This is a genomic window from Kitasatospora sp. NPDC058492 (assembly GCF_042720685.1).
Lineage (GTDB): Bacteria > Actinomycetota > Actinomycetes > Streptomycetales > Streptomycetaceae > Kitasatospora.
On sequence record NZ_JBHXMU010000015.1, the window covers coordinates 67,645 to 91,710 of the forward strand.

24 protein-coding genes are annotated in these 24,066 nt (G+C 71.8%); 8 read left to right on the forward strand and 16 right to left on the reverse strand.

What is annotated here, in order from left to right; genetic code table 11:
* Positions 1 to 94 precede the first annotated feature (94 nt).
* The 5 genes from ACFWPI_RS12670 to leuC are packed head-to-tail and all read right to left on the reverse strand — an operon-like array spanning position 95 to position 5,745.
* The gene (locus ACFWPI_RS12670; protein ID WP_380373317.1) at positions 95 to 1,408 is read right to left on the reverse strand and encodes an MFS transporter; all 1,314 of its coding nucleotides are present in this window, start codon (positions 1,406 to 1,408) and stop codon (positions 95 to 97) included.
* Positions 1,405 to 2,433 carry a TauD/TfdA family dioxygenase gene (locus ACFWPI_RS12675; protein ID WP_063349705.1) on the reverse strand — a complete coding sequence of 343 codons (1,029 nt, stop codon included), beginning with the start codon at positions 2,431 to 2,433 and terminating at the stop codon, positions 1,405 to 1,407. Before ACFWPI_RS12675 ends, ACFWPI_RS12670 begins: the two co-directional genes overlap by 4 nt.
* Positions 2,430 to 3,629: a pyridoxal phosphate-dependent aminotransferase gene (locus tag ACFWPI_RS12680; protein WP_380373313.1), complete on the reverse strand. Its 1,200-nt coding sequence runs from the start codon at positions 3,627 to 3,629 to the stop codon at positions 2,430 to 2,432. The genes ACFWPI_RS12675 and ACFWPI_RS12680 overlap by 4 nt, the downstream gene beginning before the upstream one ends.
* Complete coding sequence (gene leuD / locus ACFWPI_RS12685; protein ID WP_363375500.1) at positions 3,626 to 4,309, reverse strand: 3-isopropylmalate dehydratase small subunit; 684 nt, start codon at positions 4,307 to 4,309, stop codon at positions 3,626 to 3,628. Before leuD ends, ACFWPI_RS12680 begins: the two co-directional genes overlap by 4 nt.
* 35 nt (positions 4,310 to 4,344) lie before the next feature.
* Entirely contained in the window at positions 4,345 to 5,745 is a 1,401-nt protein-coding gene (leuC, locus tag ACFWPI_RS12690) for a 3-isopropylmalate dehydratase large subunit (RefSeq protein ID WP_380338220.1), read from the reverse strand.
* 329 nt (positions 5,746 to 6,074) lie between these two features.
* Here leuC and ACFWPI_RS12695 point away from each other — a divergent pair, with 329 nt between their 5' ends.
* The 5 genes from ACFWPI_RS12695 to ACFWPI_RS12715 all read left to right on the forward strand — a co-directional run bounded on the left by ACFWPI_RS12695 (position 6,075) and on the right by ACFWPI_RS12715 (position 10,218).
* The gene (locus tag ACFWPI_RS12695; RefSeq protein WP_159398537.1) at positions 6,075 to 6,494 is read left to right on the forward strand and encodes a hypothetical protein; all 420 of its coding nucleotides are present in this window, start codon (positions 6,075 to 6,077) and stop codon (positions 6,492 to 6,494) included.
* A gap of 715 nt (positions 6,495 to 7,209) precedes the next feature.
* Complete coding sequence (locus ACFWPI_RS12700) at positions 7,210 to 7,839, forward strand: hypothetical protein (RefSeq protein WP_063349701.1); 630 nt, start codon at positions 7,210 to 7,212, stop codon at positions 7,837 to 7,839.
* 119 nt (positions 7,840 to 7,958) lie between these two features.
* Positions 7,959 to 8,762, forward strand: coding sequence for a helix-turn-helix transcriptional regulator (locus ACFWPI_RS12705; RefSeq protein ID WP_159398536.1), 804 nt, complete (start codon positions 7,959 to 7,961; stop codon positions 8,760 to 8,762).
* A 217-nt stretch (positions 8,763 to 8,979) separates the two neighbouring features.
* Positions 8,980 to 9,699, forward strand: a complete 720-nt coding sequence (locus ACFWPI_RS12710) for an ATP-binding cassette domain-containing protein (RefSeq protein ID WP_363375544.1) — start codon at positions 8,980 to 8,982, stop codon at positions 9,697 to 9,699.
* Positions 9,700 to 9,987: 288 nt separating this feature from the next.
* Complete coding sequence (locus ACFWPI_RS12715; RefSeq protein ID WP_380374117.1) at positions 9,988 to 10,218, forward strand: hypothetical protein; 231 nt, start codon at positions 9,988 to 9,990, stop codon at positions 10,216 to 10,218.
* Between the two features lie 178 nt (positions 10,219 to 10,396).
* On the opposite strand, the gene ACFWPI_RS12720 is transcribed toward ACFWPI_RS12715, so the two are convergent.
* The 4 genes from ACFWPI_RS12720 to ACFWPI_RS12735 are packed head-to-tail and all read right to left on the reverse strand — an operon-like array spanning position 10,397 to position 14,496.
* Complete coding sequence (locus tag ACFWPI_RS12720) at positions 10,397 to 11,404, reverse strand: hypothetical protein (protein ID WP_063349697.1); 1,008 nt, start codon at positions 11,402 to 11,404, stop codon at positions 10,397 to 10,399.
* Positions 11,401 to 11,766 (reverse strand): PadR family transcriptional regulator, encoded by a 366-nt coding sequence (locus tag ACFWPI_RS12725; protein ID WP_063351477.1) that lies wholly within the window; start codon positions 11,764 to 11,766, stop codon positions 11,401 to 11,403. The genes ACFWPI_RS12720 and ACFWPI_RS12725 overlap by 4 nt, the downstream gene beginning before the upstream one ends.
* A 56-nt stretch (positions 11,767 to 11,822) precedes the next feature.
* Positions 11,823 to 13,742, reverse strand: a complete 1,920-nt coding sequence (locus ACFWPI_RS12730; RefSeq protein ID WP_380374120.1) for a sensor histidine kinase — start codon at positions 13,740 to 13,742, stop codon at positions 11,823 to 11,825.
* Entirely contained in the window at positions 13,732 to 14,496 is a 765-nt protein-coding gene (locus tag ACFWPI_RS12735) for a response regulator transcription factor (protein WP_380374122.1), read from the reverse strand. Before ACFWPI_RS12735 ends, ACFWPI_RS12730 begins: the two co-directional genes overlap by 11 nt.
* A gap of 143 nt (positions 14,497 to 14,639) precedes the next feature.
* Here ACFWPI_RS12735 and ACFWPI_RS12740 point away from each other — a divergent pair, with 143 nt between their 5' ends.
* Both ACFWPI_RS12740 and ACFWPI_RS12745 read left to right on the forward strand, forming a co-directional pair.
* Entirely contained in the window at positions 14,640 to 15,620 is a 981-nt protein-coding gene (locus tag ACFWPI_RS12740; protein WP_380374125.1) for a M20/M25/M40 family metallo-hydrolase, read from the forward strand.
* A 23-nt stretch (positions 15,621 to 15,643) separates the two neighbouring features.
* Entirely contained in the window at positions 15,644 to 17,086 is a 1,443-nt protein-coding gene (locus ACFWPI_RS12745) for a M1 family metallopeptidase (RefSeq protein WP_380374127.1), read from the forward strand.
* Positions 17,087 to 17,128: 42 nt separating this feature from the next.
* On the opposite strand, the gene ACFWPI_RS12750 is transcribed toward ACFWPI_RS12745, so the two are convergent.
* From ACFWPI_RS12750 to ACFWPI_RS12775, 6 genes are all read right to left on the reverse strand, one after another.
* Positions 17,129 to 18,397 carry a hypothetical protein gene (locus ACFWPI_RS12750; protein ID WP_380374130.1) on the reverse strand — a complete coding sequence of 423 codons (1,269 nt, stop codon included), beginning with the start codon at positions 18,395 to 18,397 and terminating at the stop codon, positions 17,129 to 17,131.
* The gene (locus tag ACFWPI_RS12755) at positions 18,394 to 18,750 is read right to left on the reverse strand and encodes a type VII secretion target (protein ID WP_159398533.1); all 357 of its coding nucleotides are present in this window, start codon (positions 18,748 to 18,750) and stop codon (positions 18,394 to 18,396) included. Before ACFWPI_RS12755 ends, ACFWPI_RS12750 begins: the two co-directional genes overlap by 4 nt.
* A gap of 262 nt (positions 18,751 to 19,012) precedes the next feature.
* Complete coding sequence (locus tag ACFWPI_RS12760) at positions 19,013 to 19,384, reverse strand: hypothetical protein (protein ID WP_380374133.1); 372 nt, start codon at positions 19,382 to 19,384, stop codon at positions 19,013 to 19,015.
* A 112-nt stretch (positions 19,385 to 19,496) separates the two neighbouring features.
* On the reverse strand, positions 19,497 to 19,907 hold the full coding sequence (locus ACFWPI_RS12765) for a hypothetical protein (RefSeq protein ID WP_380374135.1): 411 nt from the start codon (positions 19,905 to 19,907) through the stop codon (positions 19,497 to 19,499).
* 96 nt (positions 19,908 to 20,003) lie between these two features.
* Positions 20,004 to 20,201 carry a hypothetical protein gene (locus ACFWPI_RS12770; RefSeq protein ID WP_363375533.1) on the reverse strand — a complete coding sequence of 66 codons (198 nt, stop codon included), beginning with the start codon at positions 20,199 to 20,201 and terminating at the stop codon, positions 20,004 to 20,006.
* 677 nt (positions 20,202 to 20,878) lie between these two features.
* Positions 20,879 to 21,400 (reverse strand): hypothetical protein, encoded by a 522-nt coding sequence (locus ACFWPI_RS12775; RefSeq protein WP_380374137.1) that lies wholly within the window; start codon positions 21,398 to 21,400, stop codon positions 20,879 to 20,881.
* Between the two features lie 48 nt (positions 21,401 to 21,448).
* On the opposite strand from ACFWPI_RS12775, the gene ACFWPI_RS12780 reads away from it, so the two are divergent.
* Positions 21,449 to 22,993 (forward strand): ABC transporter permease, encoded by a 1,545-nt coding sequence (locus ACFWPI_RS12780; protein WP_380374140.1) that lies wholly within the window; start codon positions 21,449 to 21,451, stop codon positions 22,991 to 22,993.
* A gap of 60 nt (positions 22,994 to 23,053) precedes the next feature.
* Here the strand turns inward: ACFWPI_RS12780 and ACFWPI_RS12785 are convergent, their stop codons facing one another.
* A complete protein-coding gene (locus ACFWPI_RS12785; protein WP_380374142.1) occupies positions 23,054 to 24,037 on the reverse strand; it encodes a LuxR C-terminal-related transcriptional regulator in 984 nt (327 codons plus the stop codon).
* Positions 24,038 to 24,066 lie beyond the last annotated feature (29 nt).

Below are 24,066 nucleotides of genomic sequence, written 5' to 3' on the forward strand. Positions count from 1 at the left end.
CTCGACCCCGCGCGGGGCCGTGTGGCGCCGGTGTCGGGGGTGGGGGGGGGGGGGCGGGCCGGGGGGGCCCCCCCCCCTCCCCGCGTCCCCCTCCTCAACTCCCGGACGGGTGCTCCCGGTTGTCGGGCAGGGCGGGGAAGGCGCGGACCGCGGGGGTGACGGCCACGCCGAGTGCGATCAGCAGGAACGCCGCCGCACAGCTCAGGACGGTGGGCACGGCGTGCACCGTCTCCAGCAGCAGCCCGCACAGCAGCGGGCCGAGCGCCGCGCCGGCGCCCATCGAGACCCCGATCAGGCCGGCCAGCCGGCCGCGCATCTCATCGGGGGTGACCATCATCTGATGACCCGCCACCAGGGCGGTGGCGGTGGGGGCGAGGAACGCGGCCGCGCCCAGCACCAGCCCGGACGGCCAGCCGGTCGGCACCACCGCGAGCAGCGGCACCAGCACGGCGGTGGCCCAGGTCAGCACCATGAGCGCCGTGAACGGCGAGAGCGAGCGGCGCAGCCGCCCGGCCGCCAGCGCACCCGACACGCCGCCCGCGCCGACCAGGGCGCCGATGGCGCCGATCTCGGCACCGGACCGCCCGTCCTGCTGGGCCATCACCACCACGGCGATCAGCAGGCCGCTGAACACCAGGTTGAAGGCGGTGCCGAACAGCACGGTGGCCCGCACCGCCGGGTTGCCGCGCAGCCAGCGCAGCCCCGACGCCATCGCCTGCAACGTCCCCTCGGGCCGGTCCGCACCCTCGCCCTCGCCCTCGGGCGACGACGCCGGTGCGGGCGGCGGCGCCGGCAGCCGCAGGAACAGCAGCGTGACGAAGGCGATCGCCGAGGTCACCGCCTGGGCGACGAACGGCAGCAACCGCTGGACGCCGTACAGGAATCCGCCGATCCCCGGGCCCACGATGGTCGCGAGGTAGTAGCGGGCGGTGTTGCGGGTCACGGCGTCGGCGAGTTGCGAGGACGGCACGACGCTCGGCAGCAGCGCCTGGTCGGCGGTGCCGAACAGCGAGGTGCACACCCCTTCGACCACCGCCACCACCACGATGGCCGCCAGCGGCGCGTGCCCGATCGCCACCAGCAGCGCGAGCACGCCCAGCGCCGCGGCCCGCCCGAACTCCGAGACCAGCATCAGCGTCTTGCGGCTGACCCGGTCGGCCAGCGCCCCCGAGGGCAGCGCCGCGAGCGCCCGCGACCCGGCGATCGCGAACTCGGCCAGCGAGGCCTCGAAGGCGGAGCCGCCGAGCCCGAGCACCAGCAGCGGGTACGCGATCAGCGTGCCCTGCGCCCCCAGCTGGGAGACCATGTTCGCGGTCCACAGCACGTTGTACTCGCGGTTGCGGGACAGCGGCGGAGGGCCCGGCTCCGCGGCCACGGCGGCATCGGCCGTCGTACTGCCCGAGGTCACTGCGGCGGGGTCGGCAGCGCCACCGCGGGCGCCGACGTCCGCTCCACCGGGCGGAGTTCGGACCACGCGTGCGCCCCGGCCATGCTGACGAACAGGTCACGCGGCGGCACGAAGGGGGCCCGCCCGTGCGCCACGCTGATGTTGTCCACGATCAGGACCTCACCGGTGTGCACGTTGACGTCGATCTGCTGCGCCCGGTACGCGGCCTGGAGCTGCCGGACGACCTCGTCCGGGATCTCGCTGCCGTCCGCGTAGAAGGTGTTGGTGGGCATCCCCCACGGGCCGTACTCCTCCAGCAGGAAGTCGGCGACGTCCTCGCGCAGGGTGCGGGCGTGGAAGAAGGTCAGGTGGTTGAACCAGGAGCGGACACCGGTCTCCGGGTGGGTGGCGACGGCCCAGCGGAGCTGACGCGTCCTCAGGTGGTTGCGCTCCAGCCACTCCAGCTCGATGCTGTTGGCGTCGCAGTAGGCCTTGACCTCGTCCGGGTCGCTGGTGCCGAACGCCTCCTGCCAGGAAAGGCCCAGGCCGGGGCGGAAGTTGCGGACGAGCAGGTAGCCCTCGCGCTCGAACCGCTCGGCGGTCTCCCGGGGCAGCCCGGCGTGCAGGGCGCGGCAGTCGGCCAGCAGGCTGGCGCCGCCGTCCGGCGACTCCTGGCGGCAGAAGAAGAACAGGTAGCGCGGGACGTTCAGGTTGTACGACTGCTCGGTGTGGAGGAAGATCTCCTCGGTCGCCGGGTGGTCGGTGGCCGTGAACACCCCGGGGTGCAGCTCGGTGCGCGGCGAGGAGCGCTCGGTGTAGTCGAGCGGCCGGCCGACGACGGCGTTGACGAAGGTGTCCAGCTCCGGCCACTCCTGCCAGTCGAAGCCGCTGAGCACGACCGCGCCGTGCTCGGTGATCCGCCGGCGGATGAACTCCCCCTGCTCCTTGCCGAGGTCGACCAGCCGGTTCCCCGCGGTCTCGGCGGTGATCCCGAGGACCAGTCCGTCGTGCCGCGCTTCGGTCGAGATGCTGATGGCGGTTGTCACGGAGTGACTCCCTTCTGCGGGCTGCGGGCGCGAAGCCGCTCGGCAGCGGTGTCGAGGGTCTGGAGTGGACGGTTGAAGGCGATCCGGACGTAGCGCTCGCCATCGGCCGGATCGACGAAGAACGAGGTGCCCGGCGCCACCAGCACACCGGTCTCGGCGAGCAGCGTGCGGACGAAGCGCGGACTGGGCTCGTCGGTCAGCCCGTCGATCCGGGCCAGCACGTAGCAGCCGCCGGCCGGGGGCGTGAAGTCGAAGCCGGCGTCCCGCAGCAGGGCCACCGTCCGGTCGCGCCGCTCGCGCATCCCCGCCGCGTGGTCCCAGCGCTCCGGCAGCAGCAGGTCCGCGTTGGCGGCGGCGTGCTGGAGCGCGGCCGCCGCGCCGCCGGTGGTGGCCACGTGCACCTTGCGCAGCAGGGCGGTGAGCTCCGGCGCCGCGCGCAGGAAGCCGAGCCGCCAGCCGCTGATCGCATGGCTCTTGGAGAGGCTGCCGACCACCACGGACCGGTCGGCCAGGCCCTCGATCTCGGCGACCGAGCGGTAGCCGGCCGACTCGTAGACGTACCCGGCGTACACCTCGTCCGAGATCACCACGGTGCCCCAGCGCCGGCACAGTTCGGCGAGCAGGTCGAGGGTGCCGCGCTCCAGGACGACGCCGGTCGGGTTGGCCGGGCTGTTCACGATGACGGCGCGGGTGCGCGGTCCGAAGGCCGCGGCCAGCTCGTCCGGGTCGACGCTCCAGTCGGGCTCCCGCAGCCGGACCGGGCGCGGGCGGGCGCCGGTGAGGGCGATGGCGCTGAGGAAGTTCTCGTAGAAGGGCTCGAACACGATCACCTCGTCGCCGGGGTCGACGAACGAGAGCAGGGCGACGGCCAGCCCCTCGCTGCCGCCGACGGTGACGGTGATCTCGGAGCCCGGGTCCGGGGCGCCGGGCAGGGCCGCGGCGATCCGCTCGCGCAGCAGCGCCAGCCCGGCCGGGTCCTGGTACTGGTGGACGCCGGCCCGCAGCGCGGCCACCGCCGCCTCGACCAGCCCGGGCGGCGTGTCGGGGTAGGCCGGGGTGCCGACGGCGAGGTCGACGGTGTCCGGCGGCAGCCCCTCCAGCAGCAGCGCGGCCAGCCCCCCGCCGGGCAGTCCGGCGACCCGCTCGGCGCCCAGGGCGCGGCGGGCCGGGGTGTCATGGTGCGTGGTGGCGCTCATCGGCTCACTCCCGCGGCGTCGGTCCGCAGCCGCTGTTCGGTCTGGAGCGGCGCTTCGCCCTGGAGCCGCTGTTCGGCCAGGTCGAAGGCGCCGCGCGGGATCTCGGGCAGCCAGGACGGGCGGCCCGCCTCGTACGCCTCGATGTCCCCGGTCCTGAGCAGGGTCTCCGCGATCACGTCCTGCCCTTCGAGCAGCCGGGCCCGGGCCCGCGCGTCGACCGTGAACGGGTGCTCGCCGCCCGGCCGGCGCAGCAGGCCGGCCCGCAGGTCCACGGTGAGCCGCAGGCCCTCGGCGGACTCCGCGAGGTCCATCAGCTCCTCGACCACGGGCGTCGGCAGGTCGACCGGGACGAGCCCGTTGTTGAGGGCGTTGCGGCGGAAGATGTCGCCGAAGCCGGTGGCGACGACGGCGCGGAACCCCCAGTCGCGCAGCGCCCAGACGGCGTGCTCGCGGGAGCTGCCGATGCCGAAGTCCCGGCCGGCCAGCAGGACCGTCGCGCCCGCGTGGCGCGGCTGCTCCAGGACGAAGCCGTCCTCGGCGCGCCAGCGGGCGAACAGCGCGTCCTCGTAGCCGCTCTTGGTGACCCGCTTGCAGAACTCCGCGGGCAGGATCTGGTCGGTGTCGACGTCGTCGCGGCGCAGGGCGACCGCGCGACCGTGGTGTTCGACGAAGGGTTCCATACTCAGCTGTCCTCTCTCCGGCCGGGCCGGCGCTGTCAGGCCAGGTCGGCCGGGGCCGCGAGCCGCCCGGCCACCGCCGTCGCGGCGGCGACCGCGGGCGACACCAGGTGGGTGCGGGCCCGCGCCCCTTGGCGGCCTTCGAAGTTACGGTTCGAGGTGGAGGCGCAGCGCTCGACACCCTCAAGACGGTCGGTGTTCATCCCCAGGCACATCGAGCAGCCGGGTAGCCGCCACTCGGCGCCGGCGGCCGCGAAGACCTCGTGCAGCCCCTCCGCCTCGGCCTCGGCCCGCACCTGCATCGAGCCGGGGACGACCAGCATCCGGGTGCCGGCGGCGACGGTGCGCCCGCGCAGCACCCCGGCCGCGGAGCGGAGGTCCTCGATCCGGCCGTTGGTGCAGGAGCCGACGAAGACGACGTCGATCGCGAGGTCCCGCATCGAGGTTCCGGGCCGCAGGCCCATGTAGGCCAACGCCTTCTGCGCGGAGGCGCGTTCGAGCGGGTCGGCGAAGGTCTGCGGGTCGGGCACGGCGGCGGCGAGCGGCACGGTCTGGGCGGGGTTGGTGCCCCAGGTGACGAGCGGGGTGAGCCCGCCCACGTCGAGCACGACCGTCCGGTCGAACACGGCGCCGGGGTCGGTGGCCAGGGTCGACCAGTCGGCGACGGCGGCGTCCCAGTCCGCCCCGGCGGGGGCGTGCGGACGGCCGCGCAGGTACTCCAGGGTGGTCTCGTCGGGTGCGACGATCCCGGCCCGGGCGCCGGCCTCGATGCTCATGTTGCAGAGCGTCATCCGGGCCTCCATGGAGAGCCCGCGCACCGCGTCGCCCCGGTACTCGATGAGGTGGCCCTGCGCCCCGTTGGCCCCGATCCGGGCGATCAGCGCGAGGATCATCTCCTTCGCCCCGACCTCCGGGGGGAGTTGGCCGGTGAACTCGACGGCCAGGGTGCGCGGCCGGCCGATCTCCAGGCACTGGGTGGCCAGGACGTGCTCCACGTCGCTGGTGCCGATGCCGAAGGCGAGCGCGCCGAACGCGCCGTGCGTGGCGGTGTGGCTGTCCCCGCAGACGATCGTCATGCCGGGCTGCACCAGGCCGAGTTCGGGCCCGACGACGTGCACGATCCCTTGCCGCCGGTGGCCGACCGAGTAGAGCTCGACGCCCTGTTCGGCGCAGTTGCGGCGCAGCGTGTCCAGTTGGACCAGGCTGACCGGGTCGAGCACCGCGGTCGCCGTGGTGGCGACGTTGTGGTCCTCCAGCGCCAGGGTCAGCCCCGGCCGCCGGACGCTGCGGCCGGCCAGCCGCAGCCCGTCGAAGGCCTGCGGGGAGGTGGCCTCGTGGGTGAGGTGGAGGTCGATGTAGAGGAGGTCCGGTCCGCCGGGCCGGGACGCCACGACGTGGCGCTCCCACAGCTTCTCCGCGAGTGTCCGTGCTGGGCCCATCGTCGTCCCTCTCTCCCCTGCGCTGTCCGTGCACTACGGCCTCGGGGCGGAACCCCGGCCACCGCATGCCGTCCCGGCCGTACGGACCTCAGCCTCCATGGCGCCACCCGCCGCCCACCACGTCTTTAAGCCGGTGCGAAAACGCCCAGCACAGGCGATCACGTGCACGAAGAAAGGTGCAGAGAACTGCACCTCGGATCGGAAGTAAGCCCCCATGAAATCGGCGGCGCCCGGGTTCAGGATGGAGTCATCGAAGGCGGAACCAACGCCGGGACGACGGGCAGAAGATCATCGGATCCCACGGGACCCAGGGAGGAAGCATGCACCCGATGCGCAGGAGCCACGGGGCCGAACCCGGACACCGGCGGAGCAGGACGGTCGTGCTGACCCTGGCCGCCGTCCTCCTGGTCGGCGCCGGAACGTCCGCCTGCCAGGTCAGTACCAAGGCCGCCGACCGGATCGAGCTGTGCGCGAAGATCTTCGGCAAGACCTTCACCGATCCGTTCCCGGACAACGTGGAGGAGGCCCGCAAGAAGATGCGGGCACGGGCCGACGAGCTCGACGGGCTGGCCAAGCAGGCCGGGGACGACAAGCTCCGCAATGCGATCCAGTCGACCGCCGACAAGATGCGCAACGCCGACATCCGCGAGAAGGGTGCGGTGCGCACCGTGGTCGGATACATCGGTGAGCAGAACGACCGCATCAAGGAACTGCGCCAGACCTGCCTCGACCACCACGACTACCCGTGATGACTGGGCTTCCGAACCAGCGTCACCGTTGAGGCTCCCAGCGAGCGCACGGTGACCACAGACCGGAATCGGTGAACAGGGCACTAACAGTTCCCCCCACCGATTCCCTTGGCCGGGCCCCTCGTTGGGTCCCCCGTCTTCCGGGGGGCCCGGCCGTAAATCTCCCCGTACCAATACAAGCCAGGAGCAGTCATGCCCGATTCGAGCGGCTGGAAGCCCACTAAGGAACGCCCGATGTGGCCCTGGGTCGTCCTCGCGGTGGTCGCCGTTGGTGTTCTGATCAACGTGCTTATCACGATCTGACGAGCAGATCGAATCCGCGCCTGAGGAACTTCCGCGCTCTTGGCAGGTAGGCCGAGAGCGCGGACCCACGTCCGGCGCGACTCCGGCCCCACAGACCCCTCTCACCCCACCCGCCCCACGGGTCACACGACCCGTCAGGGGGCGGCCGAACCGAGTCGAGTCCGCTATCCGGATCAGGTGCAGAGAACTGCACCTTCGAACTGGCGAAGACTCGACTGTCACCCCCCTAAAGCGCCACGTAGCGTAGTCGGTACGGGAACGGGCATGGCCATGTCGAACTTGCGGTCACGCACGATCGACCATCCACCTCACCGTGGATCCCGGCTCCCGACCCGCCTACATCAACGGCATTCATGGGGGACTCGTGCCACGTCTGCACTTCACGTCGGCAAGCCTGTTGAGAACGCGTATCATGCCGACCCCGGACTGGGTCAGCGAATCACTCTTCGCCTTGGATCTGCTCTCTTCCCGGCACCGCCAGGCGAAACGCCGGCTCCGATGGCATAAAACCCGTCCCGTCGGACCGGCCCGCCGGCTGGGTCCCACCCACCGGCTCGGCTCCACCCAGCGGCTCGTCGAACTCGCCCGGACCATCCGCCCGTTCCCCGACATGGACACCATGGTCCGGCGCGCCCGGCACTCCGGGAACGGCGCCGACCTGCGCCTGCTCCGGGACCTGGAGTCCTTCTACCGCATCATGGTCGCCCCGCACTGGGACGTGATCTCCCTCACCGTTCAGAGCGACCGGAAGAAGCGGCTGGAAATCCTCCAGGACTGCGGCGCCCGCAGCCTGCTGAGCACTCTTCACCCGACCGTCCGGCTCTCCACCTGCTCGCTGGAGATACCCGGACAGAACGAGGACGTGCAACTGGAGGAGGTCGGGCTGACCATTGCGCCGTCCTACTTCCTGGCACCCGATTCCCCGGTCCTGGTGGACGACCACACCATTGCCGACGGACCGACGCTCTTCTACCCCATTCTCCCCGACGGACCGAACTGTGCGACCGAGGGCGTGATCGAAGCGGCAGCGATGCCGGCCTGAGACCGATGACCTCCGATCGCGACAGCATCGGAACTTCAAGGGGGAAAACAGCAATGCGACGCATATTCTTCAGTCCGGCGAGCCTGGCCAAAGTATCGTCGGCCGCCCATCTGGATCCGATGAGAGAGGCGCTGTGCGCCCTCGAAACCTTCGCGACGGGCGGCGGAGGCCCCGTCTTCCATTCCTGGCGACGCCGGGTCGCGGGTGAACGGGACGGCCGGGCGCTGGCCGAACTCGCCCGCACCGTCCGCCCTTTCCCGGATCTCTACCGAATTCTCGAAAACTCCTCCACGGCCGGATCCGGGAACGAATTCCGACCGCGGGTCCTGCGCGATCTGGAGACATTCCACCGGATCGCCGTGGAGCCGTACTGGAACCAGGTGTCGACCCTGCTCGAAGTCGACCGGAACGCCCGGGCCCAGATCATGATGAGCGGCGGCGTCGACCAGTTGCTCAGCACCCTGCACCCGGCGATCCGCTGGCGCCCCCCGGTGCTGGAGGTCCCCGGGACGGGGCACGACATCAAACTGGAGTCGACCGGCCTGGAGATAGCGCCGTCGCTGTTCCTGTTCTCCCGGTCGCCGATCCTGGTCGAACAGCAGGGCGACCGGCCCCTGCTGCTGCTCTACCCGATCCCCGTCCCGCGCGACCGGGAGAACCTGTGGGACCCGGCGCCCGACGGCGACCAGGCCCTGGGCGCCCTGCTGGGGCGCACCCGGGCGGCCGTCCTCCAGGTGCTGACGACCACCTGCACCACCACCGAGGTCGGCGAGCTGGTGGGCATCTCCACCGCCGCCGCGAGCCAGCACACCGCCGTCCTGCGGGCGGCCGGCCTTATCACCACCCTGCGCTCGCTCAACAAAGTGCACCACACCCTGACCCCCCTGGGCGGGGCGCTTCTTCGTGGGGATCCACTCGTCTGACAATTCGCCCTATACCGACGATTCCCGAAGTAACGAACCCGCAACACGCCCCGAGGAGCGATCTGGATCCGACACGGATGGTCTAGGAAAGTGCACCATACATACGGATGCGGGCAGCATGGCCTAAACCCATTACGAGCGAGTAGGTTCTGGGCATGCACGCACGATGCCTTGTCGCCGCACGCATCATTTACGGAAGCCTGGGAGCGGATTCATGATGGGAGGTGGACCAGCTGAGCGGGAAGCCGCCCCAGACTGTGCCGTCACGCTGGAAAACGTGTCGAAAATCCACCCGGGCACGAACGGTCCCACAGCGGTCCTGCGCGAGTTCTCACTCGGCGTACGAAAAGGCCGCTTCTGTGCCGTCATGGGAGACGAACGCGCCAGCACCACAGCACTCCTGGAGTGCATGGCCGGCGTCACCACCCCGTCCACCGGAACGGTCCACTGGGCCGACGGTGGACGGGGTTCCGTCGGTGCGCTCTGGGGCCAACACGAGCCAGTCCACCCGAATGTGACGGTTCGTGAATTCGTCGACCCGGGTGTTTCCGCACTCGGCCGCCGCCAGGCCTGGCAGATCAGCCGGGTCACCCGACTGTGGCTCTGGCGGCGGCCGCTCCGGAGGCTGGGCCGGGTCCAGCAGCACAACGCCATGCTGGCCCGGCTGCTGGCCGGCTCACCGCGCCTGCTGTTGGTCGACACCCCCGGCCACGACGACTCGCCCGAACTCGCCCGCGCCATCGGCGCCTCACTCCGCCGCGCGGTCCGCGCCCTCGACCTCACGGCGGTCCTCGTCACCACCGACCCGGAAGCCGCCGCGTGCGCGGACAGCGTCGTCTTCCTCCACCACGGCCGCCTCGCCGACGCCCTCGGCCCCTCCACCCCCGCCGAGATCGCCGACTGCCTCCAGCACCTCCGAAGAGGCTCGACCACCTGATCCGCCCCGCCTTCCCCGGCGCCCCTCTCCCAGGGCGCCCCCGGCGCCCCTTCCCCGGCGCCCCTCGCCCTCCCCGGCGCCCCCCGGTCAAGCGGTGCACAGCGCTTCCCCAGTCGCGGCTCCCGCGCCCCGTGCGCCCTCCCGCGCACCGCGCCGGCGCATCCCGGACCGCCGCCCGCCGCACCCGCCGCCGCGGGGCAGTGCGGCGGCAACGTCGCCGACTCCACCACCTCCGGCACGTGGGAGCCGCACGACCCCGACGGGCCGAACCCCGCGAAGATCGGCGTGGTGACCTTCTGCACCACCGCCTCCCCCGCCGTCACCGGCGACGGCGTGGCCGCCATCCACCACCACGTCGGCCGGCCCGCCTGCGACCCCACGGCCGCCGACCCGGCCGAGAGGCTCTTCCAGATCGTCGGCGACGTCCGGCTCCAACCGGTCTGCGCGGACGGCGGCTTCGGCGCCCTGAGCACCCTGAGCGCCCTGAGCGTCATCAACGGCTTCTCCGCCGACCGCTGAGGACCGGCCACCGCGCACCGATCACCGCGTACCGATCGCCGATCGCCGAGGACGGACCGCCCGACCGCCGAGGACCGACGCCGAAAGATCCCCGAGCCCCTTCCGGAAGAAGGGACTCGGGGATCCTCGGACCGGCCGGCCCGACACCGGCGGTCGGTTCGGGGCACCGCCTGCGCGGTCAGGCCGGCTCGACCGGCTCCGGGTTCCGGGAGGCCGCCAGGGTGCGGCTGAACGCGGCGAGGGTGGCGGCGACGGCCAGCAGGCCGACCACGACCGCGAGGTTGCGCCCGAGGTCGGCGAGGTCGCGCGGCAGCGCCCAGTAGTAGGGCGCGGGGAGCATGACCGCCCAGGGGAGGGCGGCCAGCGCCACTCCGACGGCGCGCGGCCGGTCGGGCCGGCGGGCGGCGAAGTGGACGAAGAAGGCGATCGCCATCACCACGGCGGGCCAGGCCGACGACGCGTCGAGCAGCATCTGGGTGCTGCGCGGGAAGATGACCTCGGAGTAGTCCTCCAACTCGCGCCAGGGCCAGGCGAGGACGAGCGCGCTCATCGGCAGCACGATGGCACCCGCCGCGACGACCGTCCCGACCCGGGCGCGGACGCGCTGGTCGACGCCGTCGGGCGGGGCGATGAGCAGCGGCACCCCGAGCAGGAGCCAAAGGGGCAGCTGGTAGAGGGACAGGAAGAGCACCCCGGCCGGGTGGACGAAATAGCCGACCGCGGCGCCGATCCGGGCGAGGACGCCGACCAGCACCAGGACGCGGGCGGCGCCCCAGTGCCCGAGGCCGGCGCCGAGCAGCGCGAGGAGCCAGGGGACGGTCTGCACCACGCCCACCGCGGACGCGGCCGTGGTGTGCAGGCCCATCAGTTCGGAGTGCGGCTCCCTGATGAAGAGGCCCATCAGCAGCTGGACGAAGGCCAGCGCCGCCCCGCCGGCCAGCAGGTACGGCGCGGCGCCGGCGAGCGCCCGGCCCGCGGGGTCTCCGGAGCTGAGCCGGGTCCGCAGCCTGGCGGCGTGCGCGGCCAGGGTGACCCACTCGCGCAGCACGGTGCGCCGGTCGGCGCCCTCGACGGACTCGGCGAAGACGGCGGCGATCTCCTCGCCGTGCGAGGCCCGGTAGGCGGCGGGGTAGATGCCGATCAGCGGGAGCCTGCCGGGCAGCGCCCCGGCCTGCTGCGCGGTCATGCCGCACCGCCGCTCAGCCGGAGCGCCCCGAGGCGCGGACCCCGCCCGAGCGCGAGCCTGCGCTCGGCCTCGACGACTCCGGCCCGCAGCCGCGCCGTCTCCGCGCCCAGGACGTCCCGGCCGTCCTCGGTGAGGGCGAAGGTGCGCCGCATCCGGCCACCGACGACCTCCTCGTGGTCGATCCGGATCAGCCCCTGCTGGAGGAGCCGGTCCAGCGCGGTGTAGAGCGTGCCGGTGAGCAGCTTGGTCCGGCCGTCGGAGATGGCCAGGACTTCCTGGACGATCGCGTAGCCGTGCCGCGGGGCATCGGCGAGCGCGGTGAGCACGAGCCGGGTCGGCTCCTGTAGTTGACGGTTAGCCATGACCGTGAGCATAGATCAATGGCAAACATATGTCGATGATTTAGCTATCGGCCCGCTCAGCCCCCGTACCCGGCGGCCGCCGGAGCCGGCAGGCGCACGGTGAACACCGACCCCGCGCCGGGGCTGCTGGCCGCGTGGACGCCGCCGCCGTGGAGCTCGGCGAGCTTGCGGACGATGGCGAGGCCCAGACCGCTGCCGCCGCTCTGCCGGTTGCGGGACTTGTCGGCCCGCCAGAAGCGTTCGAACACCAACGGCAGGTCCGCCTCGGCGATGCCGCCGCCGGTGTCGGCGACCTCGATCAGCAGGGCGTCGGCCTCCGGGCGGGTCCGCAGGGTGACCGTGCCGCCCGCCGGGGTGTGCCGGACGGCGTTGGCGACCAGGTTGCCCACCAACTGCCGCAGGCGCACCGGGTCGGCGGACACCTCGTACCCGGCCGTGGTCGTCGAGGCGGTGTCGACGACCAGGGCCACGCCCGACGCCTGTGCCCGGGCGCCGTGCGCGGTGGCGACCTGGGCCAGCAGGTCCTCGACGTCCACGGGCTCGCGGTGCAGGGCCAGTTCGCCGGCGTCGGCGTCGGCGAGGTCCCGCAGGTCGTCGATCAGGTGCTGGAGTTGCAGGGCCTCCTCCAGCAGCGAACTCGTCAGGGCGCCGTCGGCGGTGACGACGCCGTCCTCGACGGCCTCCAGCCAGCCGCGGATGTTGCTGAGCGGGGTGCGCAGCTCGTGCGCGATGTCCCCGACCATCGCCCGGCGCAGTTCCTCCAGCTGCTCGCGGCGCTGCGCCATGGCGTTGAAGGCGGCGGCGAGTCCGGCGATCTCGTCGCGGCCGGTCGCGGACACCCGGGCGGAGAGGTCCCCGTCGGCCATCCGCCGGGCGGCGCGGGTGAGCGCGTTCAGCGGCCGGGAGAGCCGCAGGCCGACGATCGTGGTGATCGCCACGGTGACCACCAGCACCAGCGCGGCGACCTCGGCGACCCGCCCGCGGTGCGGGGCCGACAGCGCGGGGGCCTGGTCCGCCGCGCCGGCGGGCGCGCCGACGAACAGCAGCACGGGCGGCGCCACGTACCGGACGAGCTGCTGCCGGCGGGAGTTGGCGAGGCAGGCGGAGATCACCTGCTCCTGCTCCCGGTCGCGGGCCGGGGCCCACTGCAGCCCCAGGGACAGCGTCACGGGCCGGATCTGCTGGCGCTCCAGGCAGGCGTTGACGAGCGCGGTGAGGTCGGCGAGGGCGGCGCTCTCGGTGCGGGTCGGGGCGTCCAGCACCAGCGGGGGCGCGCAGCGCACGCCGAGCGGCCGGCCACCGGGGACGCTCACCACGGGGCGGCCGGCGGCGTCGTCGGTGACGGTCGCCTCGACGCCCAGTTCCGACCGCAGGCAGCCGGCCCGGTTCCGCGCGGCCTCCTCCATGGCCGCGCGCTCGGCGGTCGTCAGCCGGAACGGGCCCACGGCGCGGGCGTCGATCCGGTCGGCCGGGGCGTCGGGCAGCATGGCGAGGTCGACGGAGAGCGGGTCGACGGTGGTGGTGGGCGTCCGGGGCAGCACCGTCCGGTCGGCGGCGCCCGGGGGCGGCGCCGACGGCGTGGCGGCCGACGGTGTGGCGCCCGGTGACCCGAGTGCGGTGGCGGCCGGTGACCCGAGTGCGGTGGCGGCCGGCGGCCCGGGTGCGGCGGCCGCGGAGTCGACGACCGGCTCGAAGCGCGGAGTGGTCAGCAGGATGCGCTGCCCGGTGTCGGCGGCGAGCCGCCGCACGGTGCTCTCCGCGCCCGTCCAGTCGGGGTGGGTCGCGGCGTAGCCGAGCAGTTCGTGGTAGATCCGGGCCTGGTCCGCGAGGACCTGGCGCTGCTCCTGCCTGATCGCGCCCGTCGTGGTGCGGGCGGTCAGCCAGGCCGTCGCGGCGATCGAACAGAGCGAGACCAGGGCGGAGAGGGCGAGCAGCCGGATCAGCAGGCTGCGGCGCGGCGGGGCGTCACGACGCACCGCGCGGCCCCTCCGCGAGCTTGTAGCCGATGCCGTAGACCGTCAGCAGGCGGGTGGGGCGCCGCGGTTGGGGCTCGATCTTGCGGCGCAGGTTCATCACGTGGGTGTCGACGGTCCGGGTGGTGATGTACCGGTCGATGCCGTGCAGGTGCTCCAGCAGCTGGGCCCGGGTGAAGACCCGACCGGGCTGGGCGGCCAACACCTGCAACAGCCGGAACTCGCCGGGCGTGCAGCTGACGGGCCGTCCATCGGCGGTGACCTCGTGGCGCAGGGGGTCGATGGTGAGGGCCCCGGCGGTCAGCACGGCCGGCGGCGCGGCGGCGGGCGGCGGGAGCGGTGCCATGGTGGGCGGCGCGGCCGGCGGCGCGGGAGCGCCCGGGGTCAGCGGCCGGGACCCGCGGCGCAGCAGGGCCCGGACCCGGGCGACGAGCTCGCGCGGGCTGTACGGCTTGGTGAGGTAGTCGTCGGCGCCGAGGTCGAGGCCGAGCAGCAGGTCCTCCTCGGCGGTGCGGGCCGTCAGCATCAGTACCGGCAGGGCGGATTCGGCGCGCAGGGCTCGGCAGACGTCGAGCCCGTCCATGACGGGCATCATCACGTCGAGGACCAGGAGGTCCGCCGGGCCGCGCCGGGCCTGTTCCAGCGCGGCCCGGCCGTCGTGGACGACGACCACGCGGTGCCCTTCCCGCTCCAGGTACAGGCGGGCCAGGTCGGCCTGCTTGGGATCGTCCTCGGCGACCACGACATGTGCGCACATGAGGATGATCGTAAGTCGCCCTCCGGAAGCACCCCTACCGGTTCCCGACAGCCTCTCGACAAGTTCCTGACATCGACGGACCAGGGTGGGTCGAGTCCGCCGGGGGAAGCCCCCCGGCCCCGCCTCCGAAAGGCTCCCGCGTGATGCCCTCCCGCCGTCTGGTGTCCCTCGCCGCCCACGTCCTCGGGGCCGCCCTGCTGCTGTCCACCGTCCCCGCCGTCGCGGCGACGGCCGCCGAGCGCAGGCCCGCCCCCGCCGCGCCCACCGTCGAGGCGGCCGAGGTGATGCCGCACCTCCAGGCCCTGCAGCGGATCGCGGACCGCAACGGCGGCAACCGCGCGCACGGCACCAAGGGGTACGCGGAGTCGGTGGCCTACATGAAGCACGCGCTGGACCGGGCCGGCTTCCAGACGCAGCTGCGCCGCTTCTCCCACGACGGCAAGGACGGCTACAACCTGATCGCCGACTGGCAGGGCGGCGACCCCGACCACGTGCTGCTCACCGGCGCCCACCTGGACAGCGTCACGATGGGCCCGGGGATCAACGACAACGGCTCCGGCTCGGCGGCCGTCCTGACCACCGCCCTCCAGGTGGCCAAGGCCAAGCTGAAGCCCGAGCGGCACCTGCGCTTCGCCTGGTGGGGGGCGGAGGAGCTGGGGATGGTCGGTTCGGCGGACTACGTCAAGAACCTGTCCGCCGGTGACCGCAAGGCCATCGACCTGTACCTCAACCTCGACCAGGCGGGCAGCAAGAACCTCCAGCAGTACCTGCTGGTGAAGGACGCGAAGAACAACGAGACCGCGGCCTTCCAGGCCTTCGAGAAGTGGTTCACCGACCGCGGCCTGGCCACCTTCGACATCCCGCTGGACAGCTCCGACAGCCAGCCGTTCGGGGACGCGGGCATCCCGTCGTCCGGCTTCAGCAGCGGCGTCTCGGACTGCATCCACAGCGCGTGCGACAACCTCGCCAACGTCGACCCCGCGACGCAGGCGACCAGCACCAACGCCATGATCGGCGTGGTCTGGCAGTTCGCCACCACCAAGCCCGCCCCCGCCAAGCCCGCCGCCCCCACCGCTCCTGCCACCACCGCCCCGGCCACCGTCCCCGCCGCCCCCCGGTCCTGACCGCCCGCCCCCAGGAGCCACAGATGCGCACACCGCTGAGTCGCCACCGCCGCAAGGCCGTCACCCTGGTGGCCGCCGCCACCGCCCTCGGCGTCGCCCTGACCGCCGCCCCCGCGGGAGCGGCCGGCATCGGGGACCCGTACTTCCCCGAGGACGGCAACACCGGCTACGACGTGGCGAACTACGACGTCCGGATCGCCTACGACCCGGCGCACCCCGACCAGTTGAACGGCGACACGACCGTCACCGCCCGGGCCCTGCAGTCGCTGGACCGCCTCTCCCTGGACCTCAAGGGCTTCCAGGTCACCTCGGTCACCGTGAACGGCACCCCGGCCAAGTCGTTCTCCCGCTCCGGCACGCACAAGCTGGACATCGTGCCCGCCCGCCGGGTGACCGGCGGCGCCACCTTCGCGGTGCGGGTGGTGTACGCAGGCAAGCCCGACCCCGAGGGCTGGCACCAGCTGGTGTCCGGCGGCGTCAACGCGATGGGCGAGCCGCACTCGGCGACCTCCTGGTTCCCGTCCAACGACCACCCGTCCGACAAGGCCACCTTCTCGCTCGCCGCGACCGTCCCCGACGGCTGGACCGCCATCGGCAACGGCCGGCCCGGCCAGACCACCAGCAAGGACGGCTCGACGACCTTCCGCTGGCGCGAGGACAAGCCGATGGCGACCTACCTCAGCACCGTCGCCATCGACAAGTTCACCGTCCACCGCTCGGCGCTGCCCGACGGGACGCCGGTCATCACCGCCTACGGCCCGGACGTGCCGATCGACGACATGGCCAAGGCGACCGAGGCCCAGCAGCCCGAGATCATCGCCTTCCTGGCCTCCAAGTTCGGCCCGTACCCGTTCTCCTCCGCGGGCGCCATCGTCCGCAGCTGGACCAAGGAGACGGGCACCGGCGCACCGGACCTGGAGACCCAGAGCCGGCCCACCTACACCAACTACTTCTGGGACTCCGCGGCGGTCCACGAGATCACCCACCAGTGGTTCGGCGACAGCGTCTCGTTCACCGACTGGCGCGACGGCTGCATCGCCGAATGCGTCGCCCAGTACGCCAACCAGCTGTGGGACGAACACCAGGGCAGCAACCTCGACACCGGCTTCTACGCCCCCGGCGTCGAGGAGAACCGGAACAAGCCGGAGTACTGGTCCACCAAGCTCTACGACCCCGGGCAGGGCAAGGAACTCGCCCCGGCCCTCTACTTCAAGGGCTCCCTGATGATGCACGCCCTGCGGCGCACCGTCGGAGACGACACGTTCTTCGCCACCCTCAAGCGCTGGACCTCCGACCACGCCTACGGCAACGCCTCCTTCCCCCAGTTCGAGGCCCTCGCCGCCAAGGTCTCCGGCAAGGACCTCAAGGGCTTCTTCGACGCCTGGGCCCACGGCACCACGATCCCGGCGAAGGAATACCTCTACCCCGGCCCCCTGGCCCCCCTCGCCCCGGCAGGCAGCCGGTAACACCCCCGTCCCCGCGCCGACGCCAGCCCTCCTGATGCTCCATCAGGAGGGCTGGCGCACGCCCGGGCTGAGCTCCTCCAGGACGATGTCGGAGACGGTCCTCGGCTGCGGGCGGTGTGGAACCGAGGTGCCGCCGTGCGTCGGCCTGAAGTCGCCGACGGGGGCCGGGAAGTGGCCCATCTCGTGGAACAGGCCCGAGAGGTCCGTGTCCTGCGGCGGCAGCGGCGGCAGCTCATGGGGCAGGTCCCCGACCGGGACGAGCTCGATCTCCGACGGGCCGCCCCCTGGCGTGCCGTCCCCCGTCGTACCGCCGCGCGGTGGGCGCGGGCCCTCCAGCCGGCCGTTCAGCCAGCCCTCGATGTGGTCGCCCGGCGAGATGGAGAACTTGTTCCCGGGGTTCATCACCCCGTGCCGCCACCCCCACGCCCCGGCGAACGCGCCGTTGGCCGCGCCGGAGACGTAGTCGCCCGACAACCCGAACACCGCATCCTGCGCCGCGCCTTCGGCCATCCCGGTCAGCGCCCCGTAGCCGGTGTTCCAGACCAGCCCGGCCGCGCCCTTGGCGAACGCGCCGGCCTCCTTGCCGGTCAGCGAGGTGAAGCCCTTCCCGAGCCCCTTGCCCAAGCCCTTGCCCAGCCCCTTGCCGAGCCACCCGGCACCGACACCGACCGCGCCGCCCACCGCCCCGTTGATGGCGGCCGTGCCCAGCTCGCCGCCGTCGATCGACGTGCGGTGGCCCTGGCCCAGCTCGATCACCTGGGCCAGCAGGTCGAAGCCCACCTGGGCCAGCACCGACTCGGCGACCCGGGTCACCGCACTGATCAGCGCCTTGCGCAGGAAGGCCCACACCAGGGCCCTGGTGAAGGCGATCTCCACGGGCGCCGCCTCGGCCCCGCCGAAAAGGAACAACGCGGCGTCGATGGCCAGTTGAACGGCCAGGACCACCAGCGCACCGATGATCTCGATGCGCAGGGTCTCGATCTGGTTCGCCAGGTTGTGCAGCGCGTCGGCGGCGGCGTCGCAGCACTGGGCGATGAGCAGCAGCGCGGCGTCGTCGGCGACGGCGAGCCTGGCCAGATAGGCGTCGAACGCGTCCCTGGTGGCACCGCTCAGACCCTGGTCGAGCTGGGACTTGGCGTCCGCCAGGTCCAGGACACAGGCACGGATCGACTTCGCCGCCTCGGTCCAGGCATCCGCCTCGGCCCGCAGCGCACTCTCGTTCCCCGTGGGCCACTTGTTCCCCACCAGGATCATCAGCAGGTTCTGCAACCCGTCCGGCAGCGAGGCGTTGGGGGCGTCGACCGCCATCACGCGCCGCCGCTACCGGGCACCGGGAACGTCCAGGCGAGTTCCGTGGCGTGCTCGTCGGCCTTCTCGAACGTGCTACGAGTGGCACCGAGGGCATCGGCCAGCTTGCGCAAGGTGTCCGGCAGCGCCTGCACCGCCTTCAGCAGATCGTCCCGCGGCTGGGCGAAGACCTGGTCGAAGCCCTGCCCGAGCGCCGGATCATCCCCCCAGGGCGCCGCGCCGGACAGGGCCGCGGAACTCAGCGCCGTCCAGGCGGCAGCCATGCCGTCGGCCGCCCGCCCCGCATCCGCCCCGGCCTTGCCCACCAACGCGAAGTCGACCACCAGCGTCCCGTCCAGAGCCGGCAGCTGCGGCACCGCCGGCCCGCCGTACGGCGGCACCCCGGTAGGCGCATTGCGGTAACCACCAGTGGGACCAGGCACATCAGGCAACGGAGGACTCGGCACCCACCCACCTCACCCGACCCCACCCCGGACCTCGACCACTCTTGACGACATCCCAACGATCACCGCCCCACTCCTGACACCCCCCTGACGCCCCCGGACCCCGCGTCGCCCATGCTCCATCGCGAGAGCCGCCCCATCCGATACATCGGATGGGGCGGCTCTCGAAACGGACCTACTGCCGAAGGAACGCGGCGAACGGCACGCCACCGTCGTCCACACCGGTCAGTCCCAACCGCTCCTCACCTTGGCGCTTGACGTACTGAAAGAACCGCTCGCACCTCAGATCGCCGTCGACGGAGACCAATTGGGCGACCGCACCAGGTCCGGCGTCGGAAAGCGTCCCGTACTTCCAGGTGCCGGTGAACTTCACCACGGTCGAGGACTTCTTTCCACGACACATGGCGGGGAGCAGGCTCACCTCGCCGAGCTTGCCGCCCTCCAGGAACTGAATCGAAGCAACGGGCGCCTTCCAGGACCCAATAACAGCCGGGACAGGATCCTTCGCCACCGTGCACGAAACCGCCAGCGGCAGAGCCGATGCCACACAGACAGCCAGAACAGGCAGCCTCCCACGTCCACGCACCCGGCTCGGCCTCTGCATCCCGATCACTCCCACCCCGTTCCATACCGCCAGGAATCGAATCCCCCGCGACATCTCAGTCCTTCTTCATGACGAACCCCTGATCGACCAGCACCCACAGGTCCTTCCCGTTCTCCTCGGCCGTCAGCCAGAACCGACAACTACCGCTCCCGTCCTTCCGGGTCGCGTCCACGTAGACCCCCGGCCCCACGTCATCGAGAACCGACTTCTTCCAGCGCCCCTCAATCTCCGTCGGCTGTTCCCGGTCCACCAAGGCAGCGCTGCACACGCGGGCCGGCACTTGTGCCGATCCGACCCGCCCATCCGGAAGAAGCTCGACAGCCGCCGCTCCTCCGGCCCACCGTCCGACCGGATCCGGCACATCAGGCCCGGAAGGTCGGACCGTCACCCACACGGCCCAACCCAACCCGAGGACACCCAGCAACCCGCCGACCACACTCCACAGGACAATTCGCTGCCCCTTCACGCACCCTCCATCAAAGGATCTGGCGGCGAGGCCGTCCCGAAGACCGCCCCACCGCCTCAGAAGTCACGCGCCACCACCTGCGACAGTCCGAACAGGTCAGCGCAGGATCGCCTTGACGGCCATGCCGAGGACAGCCACCCCAGGAACCACAATGAAGAACCAGCCGACAATCAACGCGATCACCGGGATCGACTTCTTCTCAGCGCCCTCCACGAAGAAGTCGCGGATTCCACGAAAATTTGCGACCAAGGCTAATCCCAGGACAACCGGTATCAGCATTCCAAGGACAACCATCAAAGCCCCCGACCTCACAGGACAAGGACCGCATACGGTAGCACCGCCCAGCCAGAACTGACAATCCATCAGTTCATTCTGGATCCCGGCCACCCTGCCCTGCAACGAAAGCCTTCCCCGTCCACTTATTATCCTCCACGCAACAGCTCCACGAGCTAACCCCTCAACAGCTGAGCGCCCCATCCGGCAACCGGATGGGGCGCTCATGGCACAGACCTACTGGCTATCCACAGCCGACGGACTACTGTCGGGCGAACGACTCTTGACCAGCGTCCACGTCGCAAAATCAGGATCTAGGCGAAGGCGCGGGCATCACTACCATTGCGTAGATCACACCGAGTGCGCTCATCAGCAGGAAGGGCCAAGCACCCGCAAGGAGATAGAGCAGTGGGGGCAGAGCAAACAACACGGCAGCCACCCCCCGAACATTCCTCCCCCTGGCCGCCCAAAAAGAGACCAGGAAGAGAAAGAACAGTGTGGGGACAGTTATTGTGAGCGAGATAAGCGCCAGCAGCTTGAGGCTATCCAGGGAGTCGGCTCGAGAGAATCCATTGGCGTCATTCCCTCCGGGCGCAAATGCTGAAAGAACGAGCATAAAAACGCACACGGGAGCCACGCACACCGCAAGATATCTCAGCAGCGCCCGACTGAACCACCGGCCGACTCGATTAAATCTGTTAATCAGCACCCTGATACACACCCGCCATTCCGGTAGGTACGGCCCGAAGGCGGGAAGAGGGATGACGAAAACGGAACTGCAAGCAGACCAGGATCTCCCTCTCTTTCGCTGGAACTATCTGCGGCGGCACCCAGACATTCCTCGTAGTCGGATGGCGCGACGTACCGCCAATTACCGTATCGTGATGCCCCGCCACAGTTGACGGCATCACGGTAAACGTTGCGCCACCGGTATCGGTATCCCAGAAAACGGTCATGCGCGCGCTATCGGCTGGCGAATTCGACCAAGATCGATTATCCCCCAGCAAACTCCCAAAGGCGACACTCTTCATATGGATGAATAACCTCGCCATGATGATAGCGTTACCACCGCCATTGCTGGGACCCGACTTAGCGAACCTCTGTGAATATGCGGGCGTCGGCCCAAACCCCACCTCGCGAGCAGTGTCGTAGTAGTCGCGGTTGTTCTGTTCAACGATCTTCTGGCAGTTCGGCCCCTCGCTCTCCACCTTGGTGCCCATGTTGGAGCACTTGGCCATCCCGCCATCGCCGCCGCGATCGCCGTGGTCGTGCCGCTCCTCGGCGTCGGCGTGACCCTGCTGGCGATGCGCCGGGTCACCGTCGACCCGCTCGGCGTGGTCCGCCGGTCCGGTCCCGGCCGGCGCCGGATCGGGTGGCGGCTGGCGCTGCCGCTGGCCGGTCTCGCCCTGACGGCGCTCGCGCTGGCGCTGCCCACGCAGTACAACCCGTCCGGGATGGGGCGCACCGCCGTCTTCAACTCCGTTCAGGACACTCGCGGTTCACTGCTGGTCGCGGTCGGCGTGCTGCTGATGCTGGTGGGCGTCTGCACCCTGCTGCCCTGGCTGGTGGAGGCCGCCACCCGGCGCTCCGGCGGCGGCGTGTCCTGGCAACTCGCCATTCGAAGGCTCCAGTTGAGCTCGGGACCCGCCTCGGCCGCGGTCAGCGGCGTGGTCGTCGCCGTCGCCGGGGCGATCGCCCTGCAGACGCTCTTCCTCGGCGTCAGCGCGAGCTACGAGGACCGCCCCGGCCCCCGCGCCGCGGTCGGGCCGTACCAGCAGTCGGTGTCCTTCCCCGGCGGCGGACCGCAGGCCGACCTGCTCGCCGAGCGGCTGGCGCACTCCCCCGGGGTGCAGGCCACCGCCGCCTACACCGAGTTCGCCCTGGAGACCCCCACCGCCAAGTCCTGGGAGCTGCCCGGCGTCCGGATCGCCGGCTGCGCCGTGCTGCGCGGCTTCGCCACCCTGCCCGACTGCAAGGACGGTGACGCCTTCGCCGTCCAGGGCCGGACCATCCGACCGGGCGGCGGCACGAGCACCGGAGCGAACACCGGAACGAACGACGGAACGAACCGCGGCACGGACGCCGCCGCCGAGACCAGGCCCGGCACGCCCGTCCACGCCGCCTACTTCCACGGTGCCGGCGAGCCGCCGTCCTGGCCGCTGCCCGCGGTGACGGCCACCGTCGAGCCCGTCGAAGGCGCCGACCCCAACGGGCGGCTCGGCTCCGGCCTGCTGCTCCTCACCCCGGCCGCCGCCCCGGCCGCCGCCCCGGCCGCCGCACTGCGCGGCCAGCCCGCGACCGTCCTGGTCGCGATGGCCCCCGGCCTGCCGGACCCGAAGGAGCAACTCGCGACCGCCGTCATGGCGATCGACCCGCAGGGCTTCGCCGGGTCCCCCCTCGACCGCGCCGTCGACCCGACCTACCTCGCCGTCAAACGCCTGCTCACCGCCGGCTCCGCCGTCACCCTGCTGCTGGTCGCCCTCAGCCTGCTGGTCGGCCAGCTGGAGCGGTTCCGGGAGCAGCGCCGCATCCTCGGCGTGCTGAACGCCGTCGGCACCCGCCGCCGGATCCTGGGCCTGTCGGTGCTGTGGCAGACCCTCGTCCCGATGGCCCTGGGCATGCTGCTGGCCACTGTCGGCGGCCTGCTGATGGGAGCCGTCCTGCAGTACACGGCGGGCCTGCCCTTCGCCCTCGACTGGGGCTCCATGCTGGCCATGTCCGCGATCGCCGCCGGCGCCGTCCTCCTCACGACCGCGCTCGGCCTGCCGCAGCTCCTGCGCCTGATGCGGCCCGGCGAACTGCGCTACGAGTAGCACCGGCCACCGGGGGCCGTCCCACCAGGCGACGGCGACGGCAACGGCCCCCGGTGTCGGTCACAGGTCGTCGAGGGGTTCGTCCAGGACGCCCTCGCGGGCGATGATGTAGCCGAGGTGGCCGCGGCTGCGGCTGCCGAGGAGTTCGCTGGCCTTCTGGATGTGGCTGGAGACCGTACGGGTGCTCATGCCGAGGCGGGAGGCGATGGCCTCGTCGGTGTAGCCGTTGACCATCAGGCGCAGGACGTTCTGGCGGGTGCGGTCGGTGAGCAGTTGGGGGCGGTGGCGACCCTCCAGGTAGGTGACCGGTTCGGCGCGCTCCCACATCAACTCGTAGATCTTGAGCAGGTACTCGACCAGCGGTGGGAACTGGATGAGCATCGCGGCGGCCTCGCGGTCGGCCGCGGCCGGGACGAAGGCGGTGGAGCGGTCGCAGATGATCACCCGGTCGAACACCTCGTTCAGGGTGCGTATCCGGGCGCCCTGGGCGGTGACCTGCTCGATGTAGGCCAGCGTCGGGCCGTGCGCGCGCACGGTGTGCTGGTAGAGGGTGCGCTGGCGCACGCCGCGCCCGGCGAGGGCGAGGTCGCGCGGGAGGGCGTCCGCGAGGTGCTCGGGGCTGCGGCCGCCGCCGGGCTGGGCGGTGCGCAGTTCCTCGGTGCAGGCGGCGACGGCCTTCTCCAGCGCGGGGTTGATCTCCTCGCCCGTCAGGAGGCGGACCGGCAGCTGGGCCCGGCGCATGACGTCCTGGTAGGCGCGGTCGGCGGCGGTGAAGGCGGTGCGCAGCTCGGCGAGCCGCTCCTGGTGGCCCAGCACGGCGAGTTCGAGCGGCCGGGTCAGGCCGGTGGCCGCGATGTCGGGCGGGACGGGGGTCAGCCGCTCGCCGGAGCCGGGTACGGAGCGCAGCAGGCCCATCGCGAGCAGGCACTCGGGGGCGTCTCCGGCGGCGCAGCCCTCGGCCAGCGCCACCCGGTAGAACTCGATCCCCCGGTCACAGAGCTGCGGTGTCCCCATTCCCGCGCTGTTGTCCTGGGATAGGCACATCTGGGCATCCTTCCGGCTTCGGCATTGCG